Origin of the sequence: Acetobacter sp. DsW_063, assembly GCF_002153745.1 — a bacterium.
GTDB lineage: Bacteria > Pseudomonadota > Alphaproteobacteria > Acetobacterales > Acetobacteraceae > Acetobacter.
In genome coordinates, this window is the sequence record NZ_JOPL01000048.1 from 1 (window position 1) to 21,622 (window position 21,622).

Sequence of the window (21,622 nt, forward strand, 5' to 3'; positions counted from 1 at the left end):
CCTTCGATCTGCGCGACCAGTGTATCCGGGTTCACGGCCATTCCGCAGTCTACAACAGCTATTACCTTCAAGATTTTTATTGCCTTTGTAGGTTCTATTGTAATTTCGGCCACCACCGCGCAGTGAGTGCCGAACGCATTATGTAGCGCCACGCCGCGTCCGGCACCTTCAGGCATGTCGCCATTCCAGCAGCTTTTCTCAGCCACAAGATCAAGAACAGCGACCGACCTCGGGTTATTCTTCAGCAGGCGTTTCCTGTACGCGATTGGATCTATTCCTGCCTCAAACGCCAGCTCATCAATAAAACTCTCGACAACATAGACATTATGCGCCGGGCCAACCCCTCGCCACCAACTCACTGGAACAGGCGTGTCCGCCCGGGTCCAGATTACGTGCATATTCGGCAGTTCGTATGGTGTGTCAGCGGCACCTGCGACCGCATCATGATCAAGCTTTCCCACAGGGAGGCCCCCAGGCGTGAATCTGTCCATCACCGACGGGCCACTCACATGATGCGTCCAGACTAGAGGCAGGCCATCCTTCCCAAGCGTCGCACTCACGCGATCATAATAAGCGGGCCTAAAGAGATCCTGTCGGATGTCTTCTTCACGGCTCCAGATAAACTTGACCGGTATTTGAGTTTTGCACGCGAATTTCGCTGCCTGTTCGAGAAAATCGGTCGCCAGCCGACGCCCGAAACTTCCTCCGATCATGTGGTTATGTATCGCCACGTTTTTCTCAGGAATGCCGGTTACGGCGGCGACTGCCTGCCGTGCTCGCGTAGGAACCTGTGTCCCCATCCACACGTCGCACCCTTCAGAATGGACATGGATTGTCGCGTTCAGGGGCTCCATCGCAGCATGAGCGAGAAACGGCGACTGATAGGCGCTATCTACTTTTTTTCCTGAAATCTGGTCCGTATCGGCCCTGCGATCATCACGCGCCGTGACCGGCGCAACGTGATCGGCAGCGCTTTTTATAGAAGCTAAGACGTCGTCGGTGGAGAGATGCGCATATTTTTCCTCGCTCCAGGTCACATCAAGAGCGGCAAGTCCCTTGCGTGCTATCCAATACTTTCTTGCTATGACGGCAATGGCGGAGCCTATGGAGAGAATGTCCAGCACGCCAGGAATCGCTCTTGCAGCGCGGTCATCAAATCGAACGACGCTGCCTCCCAGAAACGGGCATCCCATAACAGCGCCGTACACCATGTCAGGAACACGAACGTCGATGCCAAAGACAGCGTGGCCATTAAGTTTATCCGGAATATCAACCCGAGGAATCGATTGCCCCACCAGCTTCCAGGCAGTCCGGGGCTTCAACTTGACTGTGGCTGGCACCGGCTTGCGGATCGCATCTACGGCAAGGTCGCCATACGTGGCGACTTCATTGCTGGCAGGATTCTTGATCGTTCCATCCTCTACGATCAAACTATCCGCACTTACGTTCCACTTTTCCGCCGCAGCAGAAACCAGCATCAGACGCGCCACCGCGCCCGCCTGCCGCAACGGGGTCCAGCTTTTTCGAATAGACCGCGAACCGCCGGTAGAAAGTGATCTCAAAAGCGGGGGCGTCATATCGGTGACATCCTGCGGCAATGCAGTCAGAACCGTAATTTTGCCGGGATTTACCTCCAGTTCTTCAGCGATCAACATCGCCTCTGCCGTGTAAATTCCTTGTCCCATCTCAATATTCGGCACAATAAGCGCGATCTCGTTGTCCGACGATATCCGAACGAAGCCGCCAATCTGTGTATTACTTGGCGCTGGCGTATCCGACGCGGCCGCAATTGAAACGCCCATGCGAGATAAATCGGCGAATGCGAGGAGAAGACCGCCTGTCGCTAAAAAACGACGCCGAGAAAAGTCACCCAGAACGTCGTTAGCCTTATGAACAAGTGGAGGAGTCATATTTTATTCGCAATAACAGCGGATTAACAGAAAACCATGACGCCAGAAAACTGCGCCGCATCATCACACGGTAACACCATTACCCTCTTACATCAGCGATATTTTTATCAATTATCAGCTCAACTTCAGGAGATGACTGCTCCTGACATGAAACCCTCTCGCAGCACGTCAAAATTGTGTGAAACGGAACTCCCCTCTGCAATCAAAGCCGCAAAGCCGGTAACCTGAGCCACTGCGAAGCTTACGCCATGCAGATTACGCCGTGAGGGAACACCGGGAATCGGGCGCGGATATCCAGATGCGGCGACCGTCAATTTATCCTGCGCTTGCGTGGCCTCATAACGAGATCGCGGAATGTCCCAATCAAGCGTGACGCCGATAACCGATGGCAATGCGCCAGGGTAACATGAGCAGCCTCCGGCCTCCGCCGCTGAAATAACTGTCGCACCACCCTCCCGAGCTTCCCGGACGGCTAGAGCCAACACCGCCTCATGCGCTGGATTAAGCGATCCGAGGCTAAGATTGATGAGGTCAGCATCCTCCGACACCGCCCAGCGAATTGCGCTCACCAAAGCAGCTGCACTGGTGCGTAACGCTTCTCTGAATACCCGGATAGGCACGCACACAGCCTCCGGCGCCTTCTCCTGGATTGCAGCCATGACAGCGGTTCCGTGGCCCAGTTGATCAACAGTCGAACCGGGGCCGGTCTCTATTCCGCCATCAGGGAGTACGCCGACGCCACGACATAGACGGGTTGCATCGATATGCGGATGCGACGGCTGCACCCCGCTATCGATGACGGCAATTCGGATACCTGCTCCGGTTCGCATTGCCCCTGCGACTTCCCCAAGGGGCGCACGGTCATGCATCAAGCTTCTCAACGCTTCTTTTGAGCTGTATCCGCCCGTCATCAATCATAACGACCATGCCAGCCCGCTCAGCCAGAACAGGCCGATGCGTGATAACTATGAACGTGGCGTGCGGAAGCGCCCGCCGCAAACTATCCGCCACAAACTCCTCCGTCTGGCCATCCAGCGCTGCAGTGGGTTCATCAAGGATTAAAACAGCGGGATTACGCAGCAATGCTCGCGCCAAGGCGACGCGTTGACGTTCGCCAGCCGAGAGAGCCAGACCACGCTCACCTGTCTGGGTATCGAGCCCCTCGGGCAAACGCTCGGCAAGCGCCTGTAGGCCGGCTAGGCGCGCAGCCCTGGACACATCTTCGGAAGTCGCCTCACTTTGACCAAAAGCAATATTTGCAGCGATTGTATCGTTGAAGATATGCGGCGACTGGTCGATCAGCAAAATTTCCCTTCGCAGATCTTTCAGCCGCAAATCACGCAAATCGACGCCATCCACAGAAATCGCGCCGCGATCCGGATCCAGATTACGAACAAGAAGGTCAGCCAGACTGGATTTTCCAACTCCGCTGGGGCCGAGGACCACGCAAAACTTACCCTGAGGGATAACGAGATCGATATCCCGCAGAATCTCTCTTGCGCCATGGCGCAACGAAACCCCCTGGAGCCGGAGTTCCTTTCTGATTCCGTTCAGCTGAACCGCAGCCGGGCGTTCCGTCACATCCGGTGGTGTGTTGAGCAGTTCTTCAACCCGCGCCAAAGACACGCGAGCCGAGCTAAGTCCGGAAGCCAAACCCATAATCACCTGTATTGGCCCAAAGACACGCGTCTGGTAGCTCATGAAGGCGACGAGAGTGCCTATTGTCATCTTTCCCGCAAAAACCAGCAGTCCGCCATAGATCACTATGCCGGACGTAGTGACCGTCAACAAAGTTCCCGGCACGGCGCCAGCCATAAACGAGACGACCTGCATTCTCAGCATAGATGACACAAAAGCCGAGTTACGTTTTTCGAATTTAATAATTTCGACGTTGCTGGCGTTTAGGGCGGTGATAGCCCGCATACCCAATATACTTTCGACCAGCATGCTGCCAAGATCAGCGCCACGCTCGCGCATTTCACGTGTCAGACGCGTAAGTCTCTTCTGATATTTTATGAAAATTAGCACGCATCCGGGAAGAAGAATCACACTGATGAGAAACATGCCCCAGTTCAAGCAGAGCATAATCGCTACGCAGCCGCACAACGTCATGACGTTGCTTACAATCGACAGCAATGTATCGGCGGTGACGCGCTGAATATCGCTGACATCGCTGTTCAAACGCGACATCAGATCCCCCAACCGAAACGTGCTATAGAAACGTGGGGATAAAGTTTGAAGATGCCGCAGCAGCGCTACACGAATATCGAACAACATAGCGGCCGACGTCGAAACATAACAATAACTTGCCAGTATATTCAAAATATAACCAACAATCGCGATCACAACCATGGCGGCGGCTATGCGAACCAGATAGCCCGTATCGTGGGGAATAAGCGCCTTGTCGATCATGAGCCTCGACAGCCACGGTTGGGCCAACGCCAGTCCCGTCGCAGCAAGGCTGACCACGATGACAAACGCAAGAGGCGCGATGTAGCGGCGCATGAAAGGCAGCAGGAGCCGGTAACTACTCCACCGTGCAACGGGCGCAGGCATGCTCAAGCCGCACGCGCTCTCGGATAGAGTCGCAAACCATGAAGTTCATATTGCGGCTCGCTTAGTTCAGTCAAACGCTCTGTGCACCATTCAAATCCCAGCGCAAGCGTTTCGACCTGTTCGCGCCACCACTCGCCCCTCCCTCCGGTGTCATAAAATTGCGCACATATACGCAAATGACGGCGCATTGAAGCTAATAACATGGAGTGATAATGCAACAGAACCGCCGTCTGCTCATGTTTCAGTTGCCGACGTTCGGCCACCGCTTGAATCACGGCGGCCCCTAAAATGGCCTCGCGTGCCGCCTGCCCCGCGCCATCGCCGCAAAGAGGATCAAATGCGATTGCATTGGCGCCACACGCCAGCCATCCGGGGCCGGAAAGTTGAGACAAAATTCTCGGGGCAGTCTCAAAAATTTCTTCTTTTTTCGATACAATTTCAACTCTCCGAGAAATATACCGACTTCGACCAATCAGTTCAGAGAGTTCGTCGCCAACTCCCAAAAGCCAACCTCGGCCGTGGCTCGTGGGTATCAAAAACAACCAACCTCGATCCAGCGCCTCGATCCAGCATGCGTCATTCTCATCCGCCCTTAAAAGTCGGACTGACGCCGCCGACCCGGAACGCCTTCCGAAATATTTCAGTGGCGTATTCGTTCCCGTCGAATCGGAACGAACAGAAAAAACTTCTCCGGCTAACGGCTCCTTTATGCTTTGAACAGGCGGCAGTTGCCTGCTTAGTTCTCCCGCCCCAAACGTAACGCCACTGTGTGGCACCGAGGCCGGCTCCCTCCCCCCCCACGCAACAATTCTTCGGGAGATTCGCATGCCGCCCATCGGCTCAAAAGGTCTGCCTAGGCAATCACCAAGCAACCTTATGGCTGCTTCGCCCAACATTACAGCGGGACCATCCGTCGCATGAAGATCGCGCGAAAATACAGGAATTCCGATACGCGCAAGCAGACCAGCACAACACCTCGACGCAATGCCACCGCCCTGTAACAGTACTTGCATCTGCGCTTGCGGAATCGACGCCGGTAGGCAGCTGTTGTCAGACATCAGGGCAGATTTATTATGCCAGCCATCGTGATGTCGTTCCCCAACTCCCAATCCGTTTCCGGCTTAAGCGTCTTGGCGTCGTAAACTGCGACATCATAACCTGCGCCGTATATATATAATTTTTTTCCATTATGGGACATCCCAAAATAAAAGCGACGTCTACATGGAAATTCGGCATGTCCAACAGCGATGTCGGCCGTGAGGTCGTAGTGCCAGAACTCACAACGTTGGTTCCCATATTCGCCATTTTCGACGACCGTATATCCGTCCTTCCCATCAGGCGTCACTTGCAGCCCTTCAACTGAATTGGGAGCAGCGCCTATAGGGTCAAACTTATACGTCGCGTTGGTGAGATCAAAACGCCCGACGCCAAACGTCTTGCTGTGGATGTATGGATCTTGGGACATGAACAGCGAAACGTATTCTGAAGCATTACCCAGTGTACTGATCGCCGTACCTATGTTAATATCCTGCTTCCATGCCGGATCTGGTTTCGCAAGGTCAATCCGTTTGGTGACCTTCATATTATGCGTATCTACAACCCTGACCTGTTTATCAAAGATGTAAAACTTCTTGCCGTCTGGAGAAATTCCAAAGGAGGGTCGTCTGTTTCCGGAACCATCTTCATCCGACACATCAACCGCTTGAGAAACTTTATGTTCTTTCAGGTCGACGACAATGTATTGCTGCTTACCAAAGCGAAAGCGATCATTGAGCTTATCAATACGCCACCCCAGAGTATAAAAATACCGCCCCGCTGGATCCGGAACCCCTCCAAGGAAACGATACTTCAATGTAGGGGTATTTAGCGTGAAATGATTCACAACCTTATGGGTTTTGGCGTCAAGCACCTCGAAACCCGACGAAGTCAGCGTCATGACGTAAATTTTACTGCGGTCAGCAGACAACTGAATATTTGAGGGCAATCCCGTTTCCATCGTCACCTTCTGCGCGACGTGCCCTGTCGAATCGTCAATGAATTGAATTTGGTCCGGATACCCCCCCAGAACCACCGTAGCCGCACCAGCCTGTGTTCCTAAGGCGGTTGCAAGCAACACGATGACGCTTCGAATGCCGGGAATATTCATGATGCAAAATCTTCCTCGAGGAGACGCGGGCTCGAACTCCCGGCACATTGTATTAAGACAAAACGAATGAGGATTGCCGAATCAGGGGAAAACAATATCAAGATTCCGCCAATCTTTAGTCGCTGATGCACAGTTGCTGGCCCAGTCTGGTGAATAATTCACATGATCCGGAACCTGGACTGGCCAGAAACACGTGACATAGCAGTCGTAAATATCCCGTTCCACGGGCTGGCAAAGTCCCGCGGTACCGCCGCCGGCATCCACCTCCCACCCCGGAGAGAAAGAGAGCGTACATCCCATTGGCACATGGGGGCGCGGCGGCGGCGTTGTCTGCTGCAGGGCCACAAAATCTTCATCTGTAGAAGCAACCAGGTCGTCAATCCTGCGAGCTTTTCGGTTTAGAGGCTTCAGGTGCTTCATGTCATGGGCTTCCGTTCGGCGAATCGATCAAGAAATTCAGGCTTTTGGATCGCAAGAACTCCGTATATTTTCAAACATGTATCCGTCCATTCACGAATCCAGTCACAGTAGTGCAGATTGGCGTGCCCTGTATCTCCATAGCGCACGAACGCTTCGTGGTGGCACCCTCCTGCGCAAAGAGGGCGCGCCCAACAGGTCTGGCAATCGTACTTTGTGCCTATATGGCCCCGCGCCAAAAAGTCGCCCCGCTTTTCGACGTCGATTCCAGTGTTGATGTTGCCCAGCGTGTGACTGTCCGCATCGGTAAAGCGGTGGCACGGAGACAGATCCCCTGACGGACTCACTCCGAGCAGACCAAGACCGGCGCCGCACGGATGAGATTTGTTAACACCCTGCGTCAGCTCACCTATAGTCTCCGAGACGTTGGAGAATCCATGCATCTGACCGCGCAACGCATACTCCAGCCACTCCTCGGCGAGATCGTGAAACCCTCGCAAAACCGCGTTCATATCCGGGTCTGATATTGAATAATCCTGTTTTTCCGAGCTCGTCACCGGCGCAAAGCCAACTTCGTGGAAACCCAGATCGTCTTTCAGATGTCGAAAAATTCGCACGACGTCCGTAACGCCATCCGTAAGCGTGACGCGTGCGGTTATAGCTCGCGATTTGTGACGGGCTATAAGCTTTCGTAGTCGCGGCTCGATGACGTCGTAAGACCCTTTGCCGTTTTTAAACACACGATGCTTGTTCTGCAGGTCCGGCGGGCCGTCCATACTGACGGTGACTCCGACATGATGATCCGATAGAAAATCGATAATTTCGTCATTCAATAATGTCGCATTCGTCGTAAGGCTAAACGTAATTGCCTTGCCACTTTGCTGCGCCTGACTTTCCGCATAAAGCACCACGTCACGCAGCAGGCGAAAATTCATCAACGTTTCGCCGCCGAAGAACGTTACATGCACAGCCTTCCGGGCCGCTGACTGCTCCAGTAGAAAGTCGATCGACGTCTTCGCGGTCTGCAACGTCATAAACTTTGGCTTGCCTTGCGGAGTCGCTATTTTGTCAGAACCGAACTCATAGCAATACGTGCACGCAAGATTACATTGGCTTGTAATGTTCAAAACCAACGCCTGAAGCGGAAAATCCGTTGGCGGTGCTTCGGGCGAGGTAAATTGGCGCGCGCCGGAAGCATCCGCGACAATGCCCTGCACTAACACCAGTTCACGAATAAGGTCCTCTGCGTCTTGCCTTTGCTGACCTTGAGCACAAAGAGCCGCTACAAGGACCCCATGCTCAACACCCTCATCCGCCATGTTTGTAAGAACAGCACGCGCCGCTTCATCCAGGGCAAAAATAGCGCCTGCGGACACAAGGTAGATAAAATCATTTCCACCCGCATTGAATTCATGCAATTCGCCACGACGGTAACGCGGCGAGGCGGAAAGCGCGTCCTGATGACGAATGACGTTCATTCTGAAACCTCCGGCTGGTCCCAGCGCTTGTAGGCTGGCACGGTGGTGACGAGGTAACTGCGCCCCACTAGGGGCCTTCCGGCGGCGTCCTTGTCGTCCTTTGCCGTGGCGACAACCCAAACCTCACCGTAGTTGTTTCTCATAAACCGGCGTTGCGTATCCGGTCCCTCGACATTTGGCGTAAAGAGACCACTCGCCGGATCGAGCTTCCCGACGAAGTGAACGTCATCGTCATAAGTGACTGTTGGGAATTCAGCGAGCGACCAGGAAACAGGGACGGATCGTATCGGAAAATCATCCGCATTGCCGGGTTTTCCGTCCGGCCCCGCCGACCAACCGGTCGCGGCGAATTGCTGATATCCTTTACCATATTTTATGCCGCCCAAATGGGCCAGAGCCGTGTCAGGCGACACCTTAATGTAGTCTATCCCCGAATATACCGTAATCGCCTTCGGCAGCATTGCGCCATGCACGACGACGCTACGACTTCCGGCCACCGCAGCAGTCCCTACATCTACGGTAGCGACAATTTCACCAGAGGAAATGGAAGCCACTTTTCTAACAGTGACCCCACTGCCAAAATCCACATCTCCGACGGAAACCGACGCTGGCAGGGCGGCTCCATAGAGATGCATCTGCACGCCCACTGCGCCGGACTTTAGCGCGTTGGGCCACACCGCCCCGACCATTGGCGCGCCCGTCTCGCGCATCAAGGTCACATCCAGACCAAATTCATGATACTCGCCCCAGTACCAGCGCCCCACGGACTTCGCCTGATCAGGCGCGAACCACATGGTCTCCCGCATCTTGTCGGCAATATCGTCCGGGCGCGCGGGGTCTCCCTCCTCACCTTGCGACGTCCCCCGCCAGGAGTACCCTGCATATACCAGCCCAACTCCCTTGCGAGTCACGACCTTACCGTCATCAAGCGATTTCAACGAAGTCGTCGATGTAAACTCGTCGGAGCCCGCAGCCTTCGCCGCAAGGTCCATCTCACCCACAAATCGCCCATGCCCGTCAAACGCCGCGCTCACGAACCATTTGCCAGCCAAATTCGGCGCACGGATGGAGGGGCTCCACGCAGCCCACTCCGGCGTGTGTAGCGGTGCATTTTTTGTTAACCAAGCGAGCGCGACCTGAGCCTGAGTTTCCGCTTCCGCTCCGGCCTCATGCGCGCTGCCCGCTGCAGGCGTCTCATAGGTCCGTTGCGCGGTTGCGTAGAGCGCTTTGTGCATATTCTGCAAAAGGGCCCACTCACGGTGGCTTCGTCGAGATGACATAGGCTGGGCGAATGCGTGACAGCTTGCGCACGTTTGGTGCAGCACGTCGTTCGGGATGATTTTTTCGTCCTGAATCCGCCTCTCCGCAAAATACATAACCGGCTCGGCCTCCTCGGGCGCAAGACCATGCGAGGTCGAAAGGTATTTGACAACGGATCTCGCTTCATCGGGCGTGATCGACAGTCCGTTGAGCTTCACCATTCGCTTGAGCGTCTGAGCCCAGCCTTCGGGCGTGGCTCTGGTCCAGGAGATTCGGGACAAGTTCCCCTTCGCATCCGGCGTGTGGCAACTGCCACATCGCTGGGTGGTCAACGTATCAGTTACCGGGATTCCGACATCGCTCTCAGCCCAGTCCGCAGGATCAACTGAAGTATCAGCGGCACGCGCGCCACCTGCGAGCACAGAGAATGTGCCGAGAAAAAGCGTCGCACAAAAGCTAACTTTGGAAACTTTCGTCACTCGGCTTAATGGCGAGAAAAACCGCCAGCTACCGCTGACAGTGGAAGGCGAAACGATCATCCTAGAGTGGCCTCTCACTGGATTATACGCAATGCTTTTAAAGTCCGCCGCCGAACCTGATCTGAAATCAACGAACAGAATGCAGCCACGAAAAATGATTCGATAAAGCAATATTACGATCAAAGAATGTATGTCAACCATTTGCCAGCGAAATATATAAGGCGCTGATCGCCCTACCTACCCGGAACTTCCGGCGACGAAAGAACGCAGTTTCGCGTCACATCAATCTCTCGGATAGGGCGTATTGACACAACTTACCGCGCGTTATCCGCTTTCGGCGCACCTTGTCACAGAGGTCTGCCTTCGCGGCTCGCTGAGACAGACTTGGGCCTCTTATCCACGCCGGTTCGATGAAGGATCACAGTCCATTAATCCTGACAAACATCCCCAAAAGCACCTCAACCACACCCGAAGAGCACCGATGCAGACCGATCAGACGCCAAACCGGGTGGCGGCAGCAACCCCATAAACTCGGAGTTCGGTCTCGAACGGTCGGAGTTGACAGGGTTAGGATGATCATTTTTAACTCGATATCGTAACGGTCACACAAACGAAAATGCGTCACGATATATTATAATATACGTTGATGTTTTTATATACAGTATCGACGGAGTTATCGAACATGAGAGATTCGCGCCTTCCCTCGCTACTAATGTTGAGCGCGCTTCTGCTCGCAACAACCCCGTTCACCCCATCATGGGCCGAAGAAATTTCACAACACGAAAAAAGAGTGTCGAAAAAGTACAAACAATCAAGTCGCCCAGCAAACTCCCCGGTAAAATCCTCACCCAAAAGCGGGAAAGGCGCCTCCAGTCACCATCGAAGCGGCATAGAGGCTAGCGACGCCGAAACACTTGGGGTCCACGGAAGCCGGGTAAGAACCCACGGCGCTGAAGTGGCGATAACCCGGGCGACCATGGATCAATTTGTTTCGGGCACAAATCCGATGCAAATTCTTGCGCAGACCACACCCGGAGTAAATTTCACTTCTACGGATGCGTTTGGTCTCGATACTTGGGCCAATAATCTTTATATGCGTGGCTTTACGCAGGACCAAATCGGCGCGAGCCTGGATGGAATGCCTCTCGGCGGGCAAGGCTACCTTAACTCCAACGGCGTCGCTATTACGCAGGCAATTATACAGGACGATATCGGCGGCATGAGTATGTCGCAAGGAGCAGGCGCTCTCGATATGTTTTCCGCTCAAAATCTGGGGGGCGCCATATCGTACGTATCTCGTGACCCACAAGATAAGGCTGGCGGCAAAATCAGCCAGACGTTTGGAAGCTTCAATGCGTTTCGCACCTATGGTCGCGTAGATAGTGGAATTCTCAACTCAACGGGCACAAAGTTTTACGCTTCGTTCGCTCGCACCAAAAGCAACCTCTGGAAGGGCGTCGGCTACCAGAGCGAGTTACAGGCAGACGCGAAGGTCGTGCAGCCAGTCGGCGACACTGGAAAAATAACTGCGTTCTTCGGCTACGGGAATTTCACCCAGGCAAATTACATGCCCATGAATCTCAACACGTGGAGAAAAATGGGTCGCGACGCGACATTTCTGAAACCTGATTACGAGAAGGCCAAGTTGTGGGCTTACTATGCGCAATATACTTCGGATGTCCCCCCGGGCTATCAGGGCATCCTTTCGAATGACGATGTCGGCAACTATGTCTGGGATGGTTCCCAGATACAGAGAACATACCTCTCATATATCAACGGTCATTTCGATTTATTTAAAAATGTCACCTCGGATACCGTCGCTTACGCCGGAATCGGCAGCGGCACATCCGGTTACACAAACAACTTTGTAACCTCTCCCAGTTCAGGCGCTGTAAGCCTGTTAGCAGACGGCACGGTAAGCGGAGTTCCTATGGCTCTCGGAATGCCGCACTACTTTAGCCGACGCCTCGGTTTCACCCAAAAATTTTCCATCGAGGCCCCTCATCACAATCACATCGAAACAGGGGTTTGGTATGAAAACAACTATTGGCGTGACGCGTATCGCTTATACGAAGATTACGAAAATGAAGGCCACAATTCGAATTCAGATTTCAAGCAAAGCCAAGCTCACACATGGTACGATGATTCATTTAATACAAACACTTTCCAATTTTTCTTACAGGATCGATGGACTATCATTCCAGGGATGAATTTGCTCGCAGGTTTTAAATCACTCACTCAAACAACTCATGGAGGAACGAAAGCTGACTATACCGCTGAGCTTGAGGCTGAAGGCTGGAATCCTTATTATCGTCACCCGGTGAACGGCACGATGACGGCTTCATCCGCGTTTCTACCGCATTTCAACTTCGATTATTTATTTTTGAATCACCACGAATTCTATTGGGACATTGCTGAAAACCTTCGAGCATATGATTTCAAAACGCAAACGAGCGGTGGGCCATGGGGTGGCCTAGGCACCAGCGCCGCAGGACAAACTGCCCAGGATGTGTTTGACGCAAACAAAAACAAACTCCGTCCGGAAAGAACATGGAACTACGTAGTCGGATACAGATATAATTCTAATTTATTTTCTGGTTCCGTGGATTTTTATCACACTGATTATTACAATAGATTGGCAACCATTACAGAAGGAACCACTAGCAATGCTTATACAGCTTATTTGAATGTTGGACGGGAAACGGTCAATGGGGCTGATGTACAAGGTACAGTCCGCCCCTTCAAGGGACTCTCCATCACCAACAGTTTCAGCTGGGCCGACGCCGAATATCAAACAAAATCTATCAATTATGCTGGATCGACATATAGCCTGAAAGGAAAAAAACAGGTTTATTATCCAAAATTTATGTACAAGGCAGACTTGACCTACGTGTGGCGTCAAGCAACGTTCAATTTTAATGTCAACTACATAGGTGCGCGTCCAATCACATTTTTAAACGACGAAAAAGTCCCAGCCTACTGGCTCGCCAGTCTTGGGGTGGGTTACAATTTCGGTAAAGTCGGTTTTGTCCACGGTATTAAGACAAATTTTGGTATAACTAATCTTTTCAATAAAAATTACATCGGCGGCATCACTGGCAGCGCAGGCATCTCTGGAGACGATAATTACAACTTATTTGTAGCTGCGCCGCGGGAGTTTTACGGCACAGTTTCCGCCGAGTTTTAATGCCGAGTAGTTTACGCACTGATCCAAGGCCCGTTTCAGAGGATCTGGGATCAGCGCGTGCCGGAGCGTGAAAATTTCTTGAACACGTGAATTTTTAACAGAGATCCGAAGGGTGATAGTCGTCTCCCTTCAATCGAACTTCCGATCGATTCAGCCTTCCATAAACGAAAGTGTGGTACAATTAATCGACCAATTCAGTTGTGCCCTCGCCTTCCAAAAATTCAATCTAGGTAGATTTTGTCAAAAAACTGATTATTTGAAATAAAAATCTTTAGCGTGAAATATTTGATCGTTTATATTCAATAAAATTTATTTTGCGGCGGCAGACGCGTAAGAATGGTCAAGGCGCACGCGATCGCCCTGAGGCAGCAAGGTTACAGTCCAACTAACCGATTGCTACAAAACGCCCGAAACCCGATCAAGTATATCGCAGTACCCTATCGCGTCCCACGCAGACCGTCCAATAAACAGCCCGTCGATGTAGGAACATGAAGCTAACTCTCGGCAGTTCTTTGGATTTACAGACCCGCCATATAAACACGGCAACTTCCGCCCCAGACAATCTTCGGCGACTGTCGAAATATGTTTGTGCCGCGCATCAGCGTAATCAGCACTTGCAGGAGTACCGCGCTCACCGATAGCCCAGATTGGCTCATATGCCAGCAAAATGGTCGATGCGTCTTTCGCAGCTACATGCCGAAGAGCCGCCCTTACTTCACGCTCGAGGACAGAGTCCGCTCTCCCGTTACTTTTGTCCTCTGCGGTCTCTCCTATGCAGATTAGTGGAGTCAACCCATGGGCAAGAGCCGCGGCGACTTTCAGTCCGACCGTTTCGTCAGTTTCGCCGAAGTGCGCTCTCCGTTCTGAATGTCCCAACTCAACCAGATCAAGACCACAATCAATTAGCATGGGAGGGGATATCTCTCCCGTCCATGCTCCAGAATCTTCCCAATGCATATTTTGCGCCCCTACTTTGACCGGAAGATCGGCGATCATACGCTTGACGTCCCGAACCATAGTGAACGGCGGAATTACAAACCGTTGGATGCCATCATCGCGGTGGGGAAAACGCTTTCGCAACTCAATACAAAAATCCTCCGCTTCGGGAAGAGTCTTGTTCATTTTCCAACTGGTACCGACCCAAAACGGATGCTTGCTCATAGCCACGCCTTAAAAATTCTCGAACACATGGACGCCCGCGTATATTTGAGAAGAAATTATCGTCAGATACTTAAAATTAATAATCAGTCTTATTGGAAATAAATTCACCAACGACGCGCGCCGCAAGCGCGAGAGACAAAGCTCCTGCGTCTGGAAGCCCTATGCTCCGCTGCGCATGATTACGTGCACGACCAAGACGTGGTGTAAGATCCCTCGTTCCGTCAGCCGCTTTTTCGGAGGCCTCCGCTCCCATGCGCCACGCATCAACAACAGGCCGTCCTGATTTGACCCCATGATCAAACGCCTCCACGAACGGCGCCAACGCATCGATCAAGGTCTTGTCGCCCGGTTTAGCCCCGCCTAGAGCCATAATGCGGTCCATCGCTAAACGAGCCCCTCTCACAAGCTGTTCCGCTGTCGGCTTAACATCATCACTCAACGCGGTGCTAAAGGCCCTTAGGCCCTCTCCCCACAGCGCTCCAGAGGTGCCTCCAGCTCTGTCGGCCCAGGCATCCGCAGCCGCGCCGAGCACGCTCATCGCGCCGGCCCCGGCCTTTGCTGCTAGCAGGGCCATACGTTCTGCTGCAGCCGAACCCCGCGCCATCCCCTGCCCGTGATCTCCATCCCCCGCCTGCGCGTCAATACGCCCGAGTTCGGCCTCGGCCTTCGCCAACGCATGCGACAGCTTCAGCAACGCCCCCGCGACGCAACGTCCGCCAGCCTCGCCGTCGACGGATGAGGCTTTCTCAAACGAGAACACCGAACTTTCTTCAGCCGGTAGAGCCAACAGCGCCTCTCCGTCCACTCTCGCCCTGTTCAACGCAGGAGTATGCACTTCCGCCCGCCAAAACTGCTCAAGCTCATCGTCAAGCCATGTAAGGGTCAGAGAACAACCTGCCATTTCCAGACTGGTCGCATATTCGCCTACAAGTGGCGCCACAACAGTAAGGCCAGCATCAACAAAAAGAACTCCTAACGCCTCCCACAGAACAAACAACTCTTCGTACTTCGTGCTGCCCAGGCCATTGAGAAGCACAGCGACTTTCGCCGGGGCGCCTGCTGGCGCCTCGTTCATAACGCGCTCGAACAGCAGTTTCGCCAAATGCTGAACGTCAGGAATATCCTGCTCGTCGATACCCGGTTCGCCATGCAGGCCTAAGCCCAGCGCCATTCTACCTTTTGGCACCGTAAAGAGCTTGTCTTTTTCTCCGGGAATAGTGCATCCACCAAACGCGACGCCGAAGGTCCGCGTCCAGTCGTTGGCGTGTCGACCAATACGATCAACGTCGTCGATCGGGAGTCCCGCTTCCGCGGCGCCTCCAGCTATTTTGAAAATGGTCAGATCACCGGCAATTCCGCGCCGCATCGCTCGATTGGAATCGTCAGCGCTCGCAACATCATCGGTGGTGGCCAGCACACGAACATCAATGCCTTCGTCGCGAAGCCTCTCAGCAGCGATGCCGAAATTAAGAACATCTCCGGCGTAATTTCCGTAACCTAAAATAACGCCCCCCCCCCTGTTGGCGGCCCGAGCTACGTTGATGATCGCCTGCGTAGACGGGGAAGCGAATATATCGCCCGCTACGGAGGCTTCGGCGAACCCTTTGCCCACATACCCTACGAACGCCGGGTAATGACCTGAACCGCCGCCCACTACCAACGCGACTTTTCCGTTGTCGCTCTGCGTGCGACGCACAACTCCTCCCCGCACGGGCCTCACGATATCGTGGTGCGCAAGGCAGTAGCCATGAAGAGCCGAAGCCGCGAAATCAGAAGCATCTCCGCAAATCCGAGTCATTGATGCGGTTCCTTTATTTTTTATTTTTCGGAATTGGTCTTTGGGTCACGGCGCGAAATGGATCGCCATCACGTGCTGCGGTTGAGATAACGACGCGTCAGGGAATCAAAAGAAATCGCGAGCACGACGATTCCGCCGCTTACGATCGATTGCCAATATGGAGATATTCCAAAAAGAACGATGATGTTTTCGATAATGCCGATAATCACGGCCCCGAGGACAGCTCCGATTGGACTCCCAAGGCCACCCGTCGTCGCCACACCGCCAATTACGGCCGCTGCAATAGGCGATAGAACCCATGTATCGCCTATCGAAGGTTGCGCGCTCCCCAACCTCGCCACCATCAGGATGCCCGCCACCGCCGACAGAAATCCGGCAGTCACAAAAGCGCCTACGCGGATTGCCGCGACCCGAAGGCCCAACATACGCGCAGCTTCCGCATTACTGCCTATTGCGTATACATACCTTCCCAACGGCGTGCGTTGCATTACAAATCCAACAACAATCAGGATCGCCATCAAAACGACAAAGGGGATAGGCACTCCCGCGATCATGCCACTACCGAGAAATGTGATGTCGTGCGGGATTCCGGTGATTGCAACGCCCTTCGTCGCCACAAGTATCGCGCCGCCATACACGCCAGCCATACCAATCGTCAGCACAAGCGAGTGGAGCTGAAGCCGGGTCACAAGCAACCCGTTCAACAAACCACATGCCGCGCCAAGGAACAGGCACAAGATGATCGCAACCCAAGGGTTGACTCCATATTGCACCATCAGGACACCGCTGGCGATTCCGCTCAGGCCCCCTATAGCGCCGACAGAGAGATCCAGTTCACCAAGAATCATCAAAATCGCCTGACCGATAGTGATCAGGCCAATAAACGCCAGAGAACGCGCGATGATCATCATGTTAAAGCGCGTCAGGAAGTATGGCGAAAGGAAGCATGCGACAATAAAAATGATGACCAGAGCGGCCATAACGCCGCCAAGCGAATTCCCTGCAAAGCGATCGATTAATGTCTTCAGGAGCTTCTTTTCCGCTGTCGGCGAAGCCGCGGCTGGGGCAGTAGTTTCATGCGACATGACGACTCTCCCGGGCGCCAATGATTGCGCCTACGAGTGTGTTGACGTCGGTGGACGCCTGATCAAACGAGCCATTGATTCGACGGTCGTACATTGTAACGATACGGCTCGCACACCGTTGCAGTTCGGCCATTTCAGAAGAAACCAGAATAATTCCAGCCCCCTCCTCCGCCAGCTCCTGCATTATTTTGTAGATCTGAAACTTTGTTCCTATATCGATTCCTTTCGTTGGCTCGTCAAATATGAGAATTTTCGGGCGTCTCGCCATCGCACGCCCGATAATTGCTTTTTGCTGATTACCGCCGGAAAGGAACTTTATACTTTTTTCGACCGACGATGTTCTCACGTCGAAATCGCGAACTATATTTTTGATTCTGTCCTGCTCTTTGCGCCCGGAGATCACTCCGCCCCGAGTGAGCTGATCCATTATGGAAGCCCCTATATTTTCCCTTACGCTGAGAAGCGGGAAGATTCCGTGGTGCTTTCTTTCTTCGGACAAGTAGACCATACCTGCTGCAACAGCCTTGTCAGTACGGCCCGGTGGAATAGCCGCTCCATCCAGCAGGCACTTGCCACCCGTCGCCCGATAATATCCAAACATAGTTTGCATTAACTCGGAGCGTCCTGCACCGACCAGGCCGGCGAATCCTACGATTTCTCCGCGCCTGACGGAGAAATTTGCATCGGAAAATCCCGGCCCCGCCAATCCCTCTACAGACAGCAGCACTTCTCCTGCCTCCCGCCGTGGCTGGAAGCGCTCCTCAAGGGATATGCTGTTCCCCGACATCAGATGAATAAGGCGGCTTTCCGTCATATCCGTCATGGAGTAGGTCCCGACGCTACGCCCATTTCGCAGCACCGTCACCGTATCTCCCAATTCGAATATTTCTTCCATTTTGTGAGATACAAATACAATCGCAACACCTTCTGCACAAAGTTGGCGAATAATGCCGAAAAGATGTTGTGTCTCGTTCGCCGTCAAAGACGAAGTTGGTTCATCCAGTATCAATACGCCAAAACTGTCACGCGACGCAGCGCGTGCAATCTGCAGAAGCTGCTGATCCGGCACGCTGATGCCACTCACCGATTTGTCAGCCCGGCAATGCATGCCGAAACGTTCAATAAATTTACCCGCGGCGACCTTCATGGCGCGCCGCGATACCGCGAGACCACCAAAACCCGCACGCCCGAATGGCATGAACATATTTTCTGCGACGGTCATCGACGCAAATAAATTCAACTCTTGCGGCACGTAAGCTACTTTAGAAAAGAGCGCCCTGTTCGCCAGCGCATCTTCTCCTTCAATAGCTATCGACCCGGCATCAGGCGTCACAAGACCTGTTATGGTCTTGATCAGCGTAGATTTTCCTGCCCCGTTTTCGCCTGCAAGGATGTGAATTTTTCCCGGCTCCAACGCCAGATCGACTCGATCCAGAGCAACGACACCAGGGTATTCCTTGCGAATTCCCTCAACCTTCAGAAACGGCATGTTCACCTCCGGACACCGGACAGTCTTAGAGAGACTGTTTGGTGATAATGTCTATTCCGGTATCGATATTTTTTGGCGTCTTCTGCCCGGCTGCTTTCTGCCAGGCCGCAACGACAGCCCAGTAACCCTGCATTTCCGGACGACTTGACGCCGACGACTCAGCGACTCCATCTTTGATCAACTGGATCATATCGTTGAGATTGTCGAGCCCGACTTCCTTTACCTTGCCGGTTTGGCCACTCTCCCGGATTGCCTGCCCTACGCCTACTGGCCCTGCAGCGTCGCAAGCCACCCATCCCGCCAGGTTGGGGTGAGCCTGCATGATCGCCGACGCCTGCTTTTGCGCCGTCTCAATGCTGTCATTGTCGATGCCCGTGGCGACCACTTTTACAGCGGGGTATTTTGCGAACACCTTCTGCTCGCACTGCGCACGAATGGAATGATTAGGCGCGGTGGGTACGCCCATCATAATCGCGACCTCCCCCTTTTCGCCTATCAATTTGACCAGTCGTTCAGCCGCCAACGTGCCCTGTTCGCAAAAATCTGCGCCGACGCCGGTCACGTCCATGCCTTGCGGTGGAGGCGAGTCAAACACCGTCAGTCCCACACCCTGACCGTCAGCTTCCTCCATGGTCGAACGATTCCCCTTTTCATCAAGAGGATCCAACAAAATTCCATTCGGATGCGTCGCAATCGCTCGCTCGATGATGTCATTTTGCATCGAGACGTCAGCACTTTGCGGTGCACGATACTCAACCGTAATTTGCTGTCCCGTTGCCTTACTCAGCATCGTGGCGGCCGACTGCGCGCCAGCGTTGACCTTGTCGAACCAGGGGTGAACCGTCTTCGGAATCAACACAAAGCGCATTGGACCACTCGTATCCGCCGCCTTCGTTGGCGTCGGCGAAACCATGACGCCCGCGGCCAGAATTGCGGAAAGCAGAAAAACATGTTTCATTTTTATTTTTCTTTCGAAACTGTCTTGTCCGGTTACGTTCAATTCGGGTGTTTTAACAGGCCAGCTTATCCTCGCGCCCCGCCTTACCACCATATTTTCTTCCCAACGCATCAACGCCAGCTACGTTTTTGGCGGACGCACTTTTGGGATCAAAGCTCTTCATAATCCAGGCGTCAGCAATCACTTTAGCCAACTCGACACCGATAACACGCGCTCCCATCGTGATGATATGCGCGTCGTTTGAAAGTGCTGCGCGTTCCGCCGAGTAGGTATCATGCGTCTGCGCCGCGCGTATTCCTGGAATTTTGTTCGCTGACATGCACACGCCAATACCTGTGCCGCAACACAAGATGCCGCGGTCGAACTCACCGTCGATGATGGAGAGACACACACGCTCACTTAGTTCGGAATACAGTTCCTTGTCGCCGCTGCGCGGGTGTGACATATCAACGACCGTCAAACCCTCTTTCTGAGACAAGTATTCGTACAGAACATGCGCCAACCCCTCGCCCGCGCTGTCACCTCCGACCACAATACGCATCTTTCCACTCCCTCTGTTTATTCCTCAGCGACTTGCATGACCTCCGCCTGATTCGCTCCACGTTCGGGGCGCAGGGAGGCAATCTGCAAGTTGACGCCAGCATCTTCCAGACGCGACCTTGTATCCGGCGCAATTCCAGCGTCCGTTATGACGATGTCAAAAGCAGTTAAATCCGCCAGTCGATTCAAAGCGCTGACGTCGAATTTCATACTGTCGACAAGCAAAACTCTCCGATCGACGATCCCCATCATGGCAAGCTTGGCTTTGATGACCTCCTGCTCCTGATGATAGGCCGCCGCGCCATGAATTGCAGACACGGACATGAACAATGTGTTCGCCCTCAACGCAGACACCGACAATTCGCAAAGGTTTCCAAAAAACGCATCGAATGTCGGCCGATATTGCCCCCCCAGTGAGATTAACTCGATTCCACGAGCGGATGAGAGACGCGCCCCCGTTCCCAGACTGTTGGTTATGACAATCAGCGGCGCCTTTTGGACCAGATAATCGCTCAGTATTGCAGCAGTCGACGAATCGTCGAGCACCACGATATCGCCTGCCGACACTAACCGGGACGCGACATTCGCAATCGCCCGCTTTTCGTGGGTTGCGCGCCGCGAACGATGCAAAATGCTGGTTTCCACACTGCCTGTGGAAAGCGTGGTCACGCCTCCATGCACTTTTCGCAGCAAGCCTTCGGCCGCCAAAGCCTGAACGTCACGATGCACCGTCATGCGGCTGGTCGCGAAGTGTTCGGCCAACTCCTCAATTTGCGCATTACCGTTTGCAGTAACGTACTGCAGCAACGCCTGACGTCGCGCCGCCACCGCTCCTGATACGCCACCTGTATCGACTGAACGCGCCATAAATCACGCTCTCCCTTTTGTGCCCCTCATGACTGATAGCACCAGGCCTCCCGCCGCGCAGCGGCCAGAAAGCCCGGCAGGAGGGCGTCTCGTCTTCTGCGCGAACGAGTTCACCCAACCGACACAATATCACATAGAGAACATGAAGATCACAGTAAAGTGGTATTTTTTGTGTGATAATGATGCAAATATCACATCACTGTGTGAGTGACCTCACAAGCCGCCGCCCACGCGGCAGCGCAACCTAGGTTCAGGACCTATTAATGTATTGAATTGAGCGAGAGGTTGTGA

General features: G+C 53.5%; 16 protein-coding genes. 1 reads left to right on the forward strand and 15 read right to left on the reverse strand.

What is annotated here, in order from left to right; all coding sequences use genetic code 11:
* The 8 genes from HK28_RS08375 to peaA all read right to left on the reverse strand — a co-directional run.
* Positions 1-1,910 (reverse strand): molybdopterin cofactor-binding domain-containing protein (locus HK28_RS08375; protein WP_086644142.1); only part of this gene is annotated, 1,910 nt, incomplete at its 3' end.
* Positions 1,911-2,035: 125 nt separating this feature from the next.
* Positions 2,036-2,779, reverse strand: a complete 744-nt coding sequence (locus HK28_RS08380; protein ID WP_198945845.1) for a S8 family serine peptidase — start codon at positions 2,777-2,779, stop codon at positions 2,036-2,038.
* Positions 2,772-4,466 carry an ABC transporter ATP-binding protein gene (locus HK28_RS08385; RefSeq protein ID WP_233140437.1) on the reverse strand — a complete coding sequence of 565 codons (1,695 nt, stop codon included), beginning with the start codon at positions 4,464-4,466 and terminating at the stop codon, positions 2,772-2,774. Before HK28_RS08385 ends, HK28_RS08380 begins: the two co-directional genes overlap by 8 nt.
* Before the next feature lie 2 nt (positions 4,467-4,468).
* Positions 4,469-5,242: a hypothetical protein gene (locus HK28_RS13775; protein ID WP_143217366.1), complete on the reverse strand. Its 774-nt coding sequence runs from the start codon at positions 5,240-5,242 to the stop codon at positions 4,469-4,471.
* Positions 5,243-5,523: 281 nt separating this feature from the next.
* Positions 5,524-6,612, reverse strand: coding sequence for a hypothetical protein (locus HK28_RS08395; RefSeq protein WP_086644145.1), 1,089 nt, complete (start codon positions 6,610-6,612; stop codon positions 5,524-5,526).
* A gap of 81 nt (positions 6,613-6,693) precedes the next feature.
* Positions 6,694-7,032 (reverse strand): quinohemoprotein amine dehydrogenase subunit gamma, encoded by a 339-nt coding sequence (gene qhpC / locus HK28_RS08400; protein ID WP_026399091.1) that lies wholly within the window; start codon positions 7,030-7,032, stop codon positions 6,694-6,696.
* Positions 7,029-8,507 (reverse strand): quinohemoprotein amine dehydrogenase maturation protein, encoded by a 1,479-nt coding sequence (gene peaB / locus HK28_RS08405; protein WP_086644146.1) that lies wholly within the window; start codon positions 8,505-8,507, stop codon positions 7,029-7,031. Before peaB ends, qhpC begins: the two co-directional genes overlap by 4 nt.
* A complete protein-coding gene (gene peaA, locus HK28_RS08410; RefSeq protein ID WP_086644147.1) occupies positions 8,504-10,447 on the reverse strand; it encodes a quinohemoprotein amine dehydrogenase subunit alpha in 1,944 nt (647 codons plus the stop codon). Before peaA ends, peaB begins: the two co-directional genes overlap by 4 nt.
* Before the next feature lie 481 nt (positions 10,448-10,928).
* On the opposite strand from peaA, the gene HK28_RS08415 reads away from it, so the two are divergent.
* A complete protein-coding gene (locus HK28_RS08415) occupies positions 10,929-13,433 on the forward strand; it encodes a TonB-dependent receptor domain-containing protein (protein WP_255376465.1) in 2,505 nt (834 codons plus the stop codon).
* A gap of 396 nt (positions 13,434-13,829) precedes the next feature.
* On the opposite strand, the gene HK28_RS08420 is transcribed toward HK28_RS08415, so the two are convergent.
* From HK28_RS08420 to HK28_RS08450, 7 genes are all read right to left on the reverse strand, one after another.
* On the reverse strand, positions 13,830-14,594 hold the full coding sequence (locus HK28_RS08420) for a triose-phosphate isomerase (protein WP_086644149.1): 765 nt from the start codon (positions 14,592-14,594) through the stop codon (positions 13,830-13,832).
* 76 nt (positions 14,595-14,670) lie between these two features.
* Positions 14,671-16,392, reverse strand: a complete 1,722-nt coding sequence (locus tag HK28_RS08425; protein WP_086644150.1) for a dihydroxyacetone kinase family protein — start codon at positions 16,390-16,392, stop codon at positions 14,671-14,673.
* 68 nt (positions 16,393-16,460) lie between these two features.
* On the reverse strand, positions 16,461-17,477 hold the full coding sequence (locus HK28_RS08430; protein ID WP_086644151.1) for an ABC transporter permease: 1,017 nt from the start codon (positions 17,475-17,477) through the stop codon (positions 16,461-16,463).
* Positions 17,467-18,966, reverse strand: a complete 1,500-nt coding sequence (locus HK28_RS08435) for a sugar ABC transporter ATP-binding protein (protein WP_086644152.1) — start codon at positions 18,964-18,966, stop codon at positions 17,467-17,469. Before HK28_RS08435 ends, HK28_RS08430 begins: the two co-directional genes overlap by 11 nt.
* 25 nt (positions 18,967-18,991) lie before the next feature.
* The gene (locus HK28_RS08440; RefSeq protein ID WP_233140436.1) at positions 18,992-20,035 is read right to left on the reverse strand and encodes a substrate-binding domain-containing protein; all 1,044 of its coding nucleotides are present in this window, start codon (positions 20,033-20,035) and stop codon (positions 18,992-18,994) included.
* Positions 19,977-20,465 (reverse strand): RpiB/LacA/LacB family sugar-phosphate isomerase, encoded by a 489-nt coding sequence (locus HK28_RS08445; RefSeq protein WP_086644154.1) that lies wholly within the window; start codon positions 20,463-20,465, stop codon positions 19,977-19,979. The genes HK28_RS08440 and HK28_RS08445 overlap by 59 nt, the downstream gene beginning before the upstream one ends.
* Positions 20,466-20,482: 17 nt before the next feature.
* The gene (locus HK28_RS08450) at positions 20,483-21,331 is read right to left on the reverse strand and encodes a DeoR/GlpR family DNA-binding transcription regulator (protein ID WP_086644155.1); all 849 of its coding nucleotides are present in this window, start codon (positions 21,329-21,331) and stop codon (positions 20,483-20,485) included.
* Positions 21,332-21,622: the final 291 nt, after the last annotated feature.

Excerpts from the sequence above, each read along its gene's own strand:
- HK28_RS08420 (WP_086644149.1), bottom strand. The coding sequence starts at position 14,594 with ATGAGCAAGCATCCGTTTTGGGTCGGTACCAGTTGGAAAATGAACAAG.
- HK28_RS08445 (WP_086644154.1), bottom strand. The coding sequence starts at position 20,465 with ATGCGTATTGTGGTCGGAGGTGACAGCGCGGGCGAGGGGTTGGCGCAT.
- HK28_RS08385 (WP_233140437.1), bottom strand. The coding sequence starts at position 4,466 with ATGCCTGCGCCCGTTGCACGGTGGAGTAGTTACCGGCTCCTGCTGCCT.
- qhpC (WP_026399091.1), bottom strand. The coding sequence starts at position 7,032 with ATGAAGCACCTGAAGCCTCTAAACCGAAAAGCTCGCAGGATTGACGAC.
- HK28_RS08430 (WP_086644151.1), bottom strand. The coding sequence starts at position 17,477 with ATGTCGCATGAAACTACTGCCCCAGCCGCGGCTTCGCCGACAGCGGAA.
- HK28_RS08440 (WP_233140436.1), bottom strand. The coding sequence starts at position 20,035 with ATGCGTTGGGAAGAAAATATGGTGGTAAGGCGGGGCGCGAGGATAAGC.
- HK28_RS08395 (WP_086644145.1), bottom strand. The coding sequence starts at position 6,612 with ATGAATATTCCCGGCATTCGAAGCGTCATCGTGTTGCTTGCAACCGCC.
- peaA (WP_086644147.1), bottom strand. The coding sequence starts at position 10,447 with ATGGTTGACATACATTCTTTGATCGTAATATTGCTTTATCGAATCATT.
- HK28_RS08435 (WP_086644152.1), bottom strand. The coding sequence starts at position 18,966 with ATGCCGTTTCTGAAGGTTGAGGGAATTCGCAAGGAATACCCTGGTGTC.
- HK28_RS08425 (WP_086644150.1), bottom strand. The coding sequence starts at position 16,392 with ATGACTCGGATTTGCGGAGATGCTTCTGATTTCGCGGCTTCGGCTCTT.
- HK28_RS08450 (WP_086644155.1), bottom strand. The coding sequence starts at position 21,331 with ATGGCGCGTTCAGTCGATACAGGTGGCGTATCAGGAGCGGTGGCGGCG.
- HK28_RS08415 (WP_255376465.1), top strand. The coding sequence starts at position 10,929 with ATGAGAGATTCGCGCCTTCCCTCGCTACTAATGTTGAGCGCGCTTCTG.
- HK28_RS08380 (WP_198945845.1), bottom strand. The coding sequence starts at position 2,779 with ATGCATGACCGTGCGCCCCTTGGGGAAGTCGCAGGGGCAATGCGAACC.
- peaB (WP_086644146.1), bottom strand. The coding sequence starts at position 8,507 with ATGAACGTCATTCGTCATCAGGACGCGCTTTCCGCCTCGCCGCGTTAC.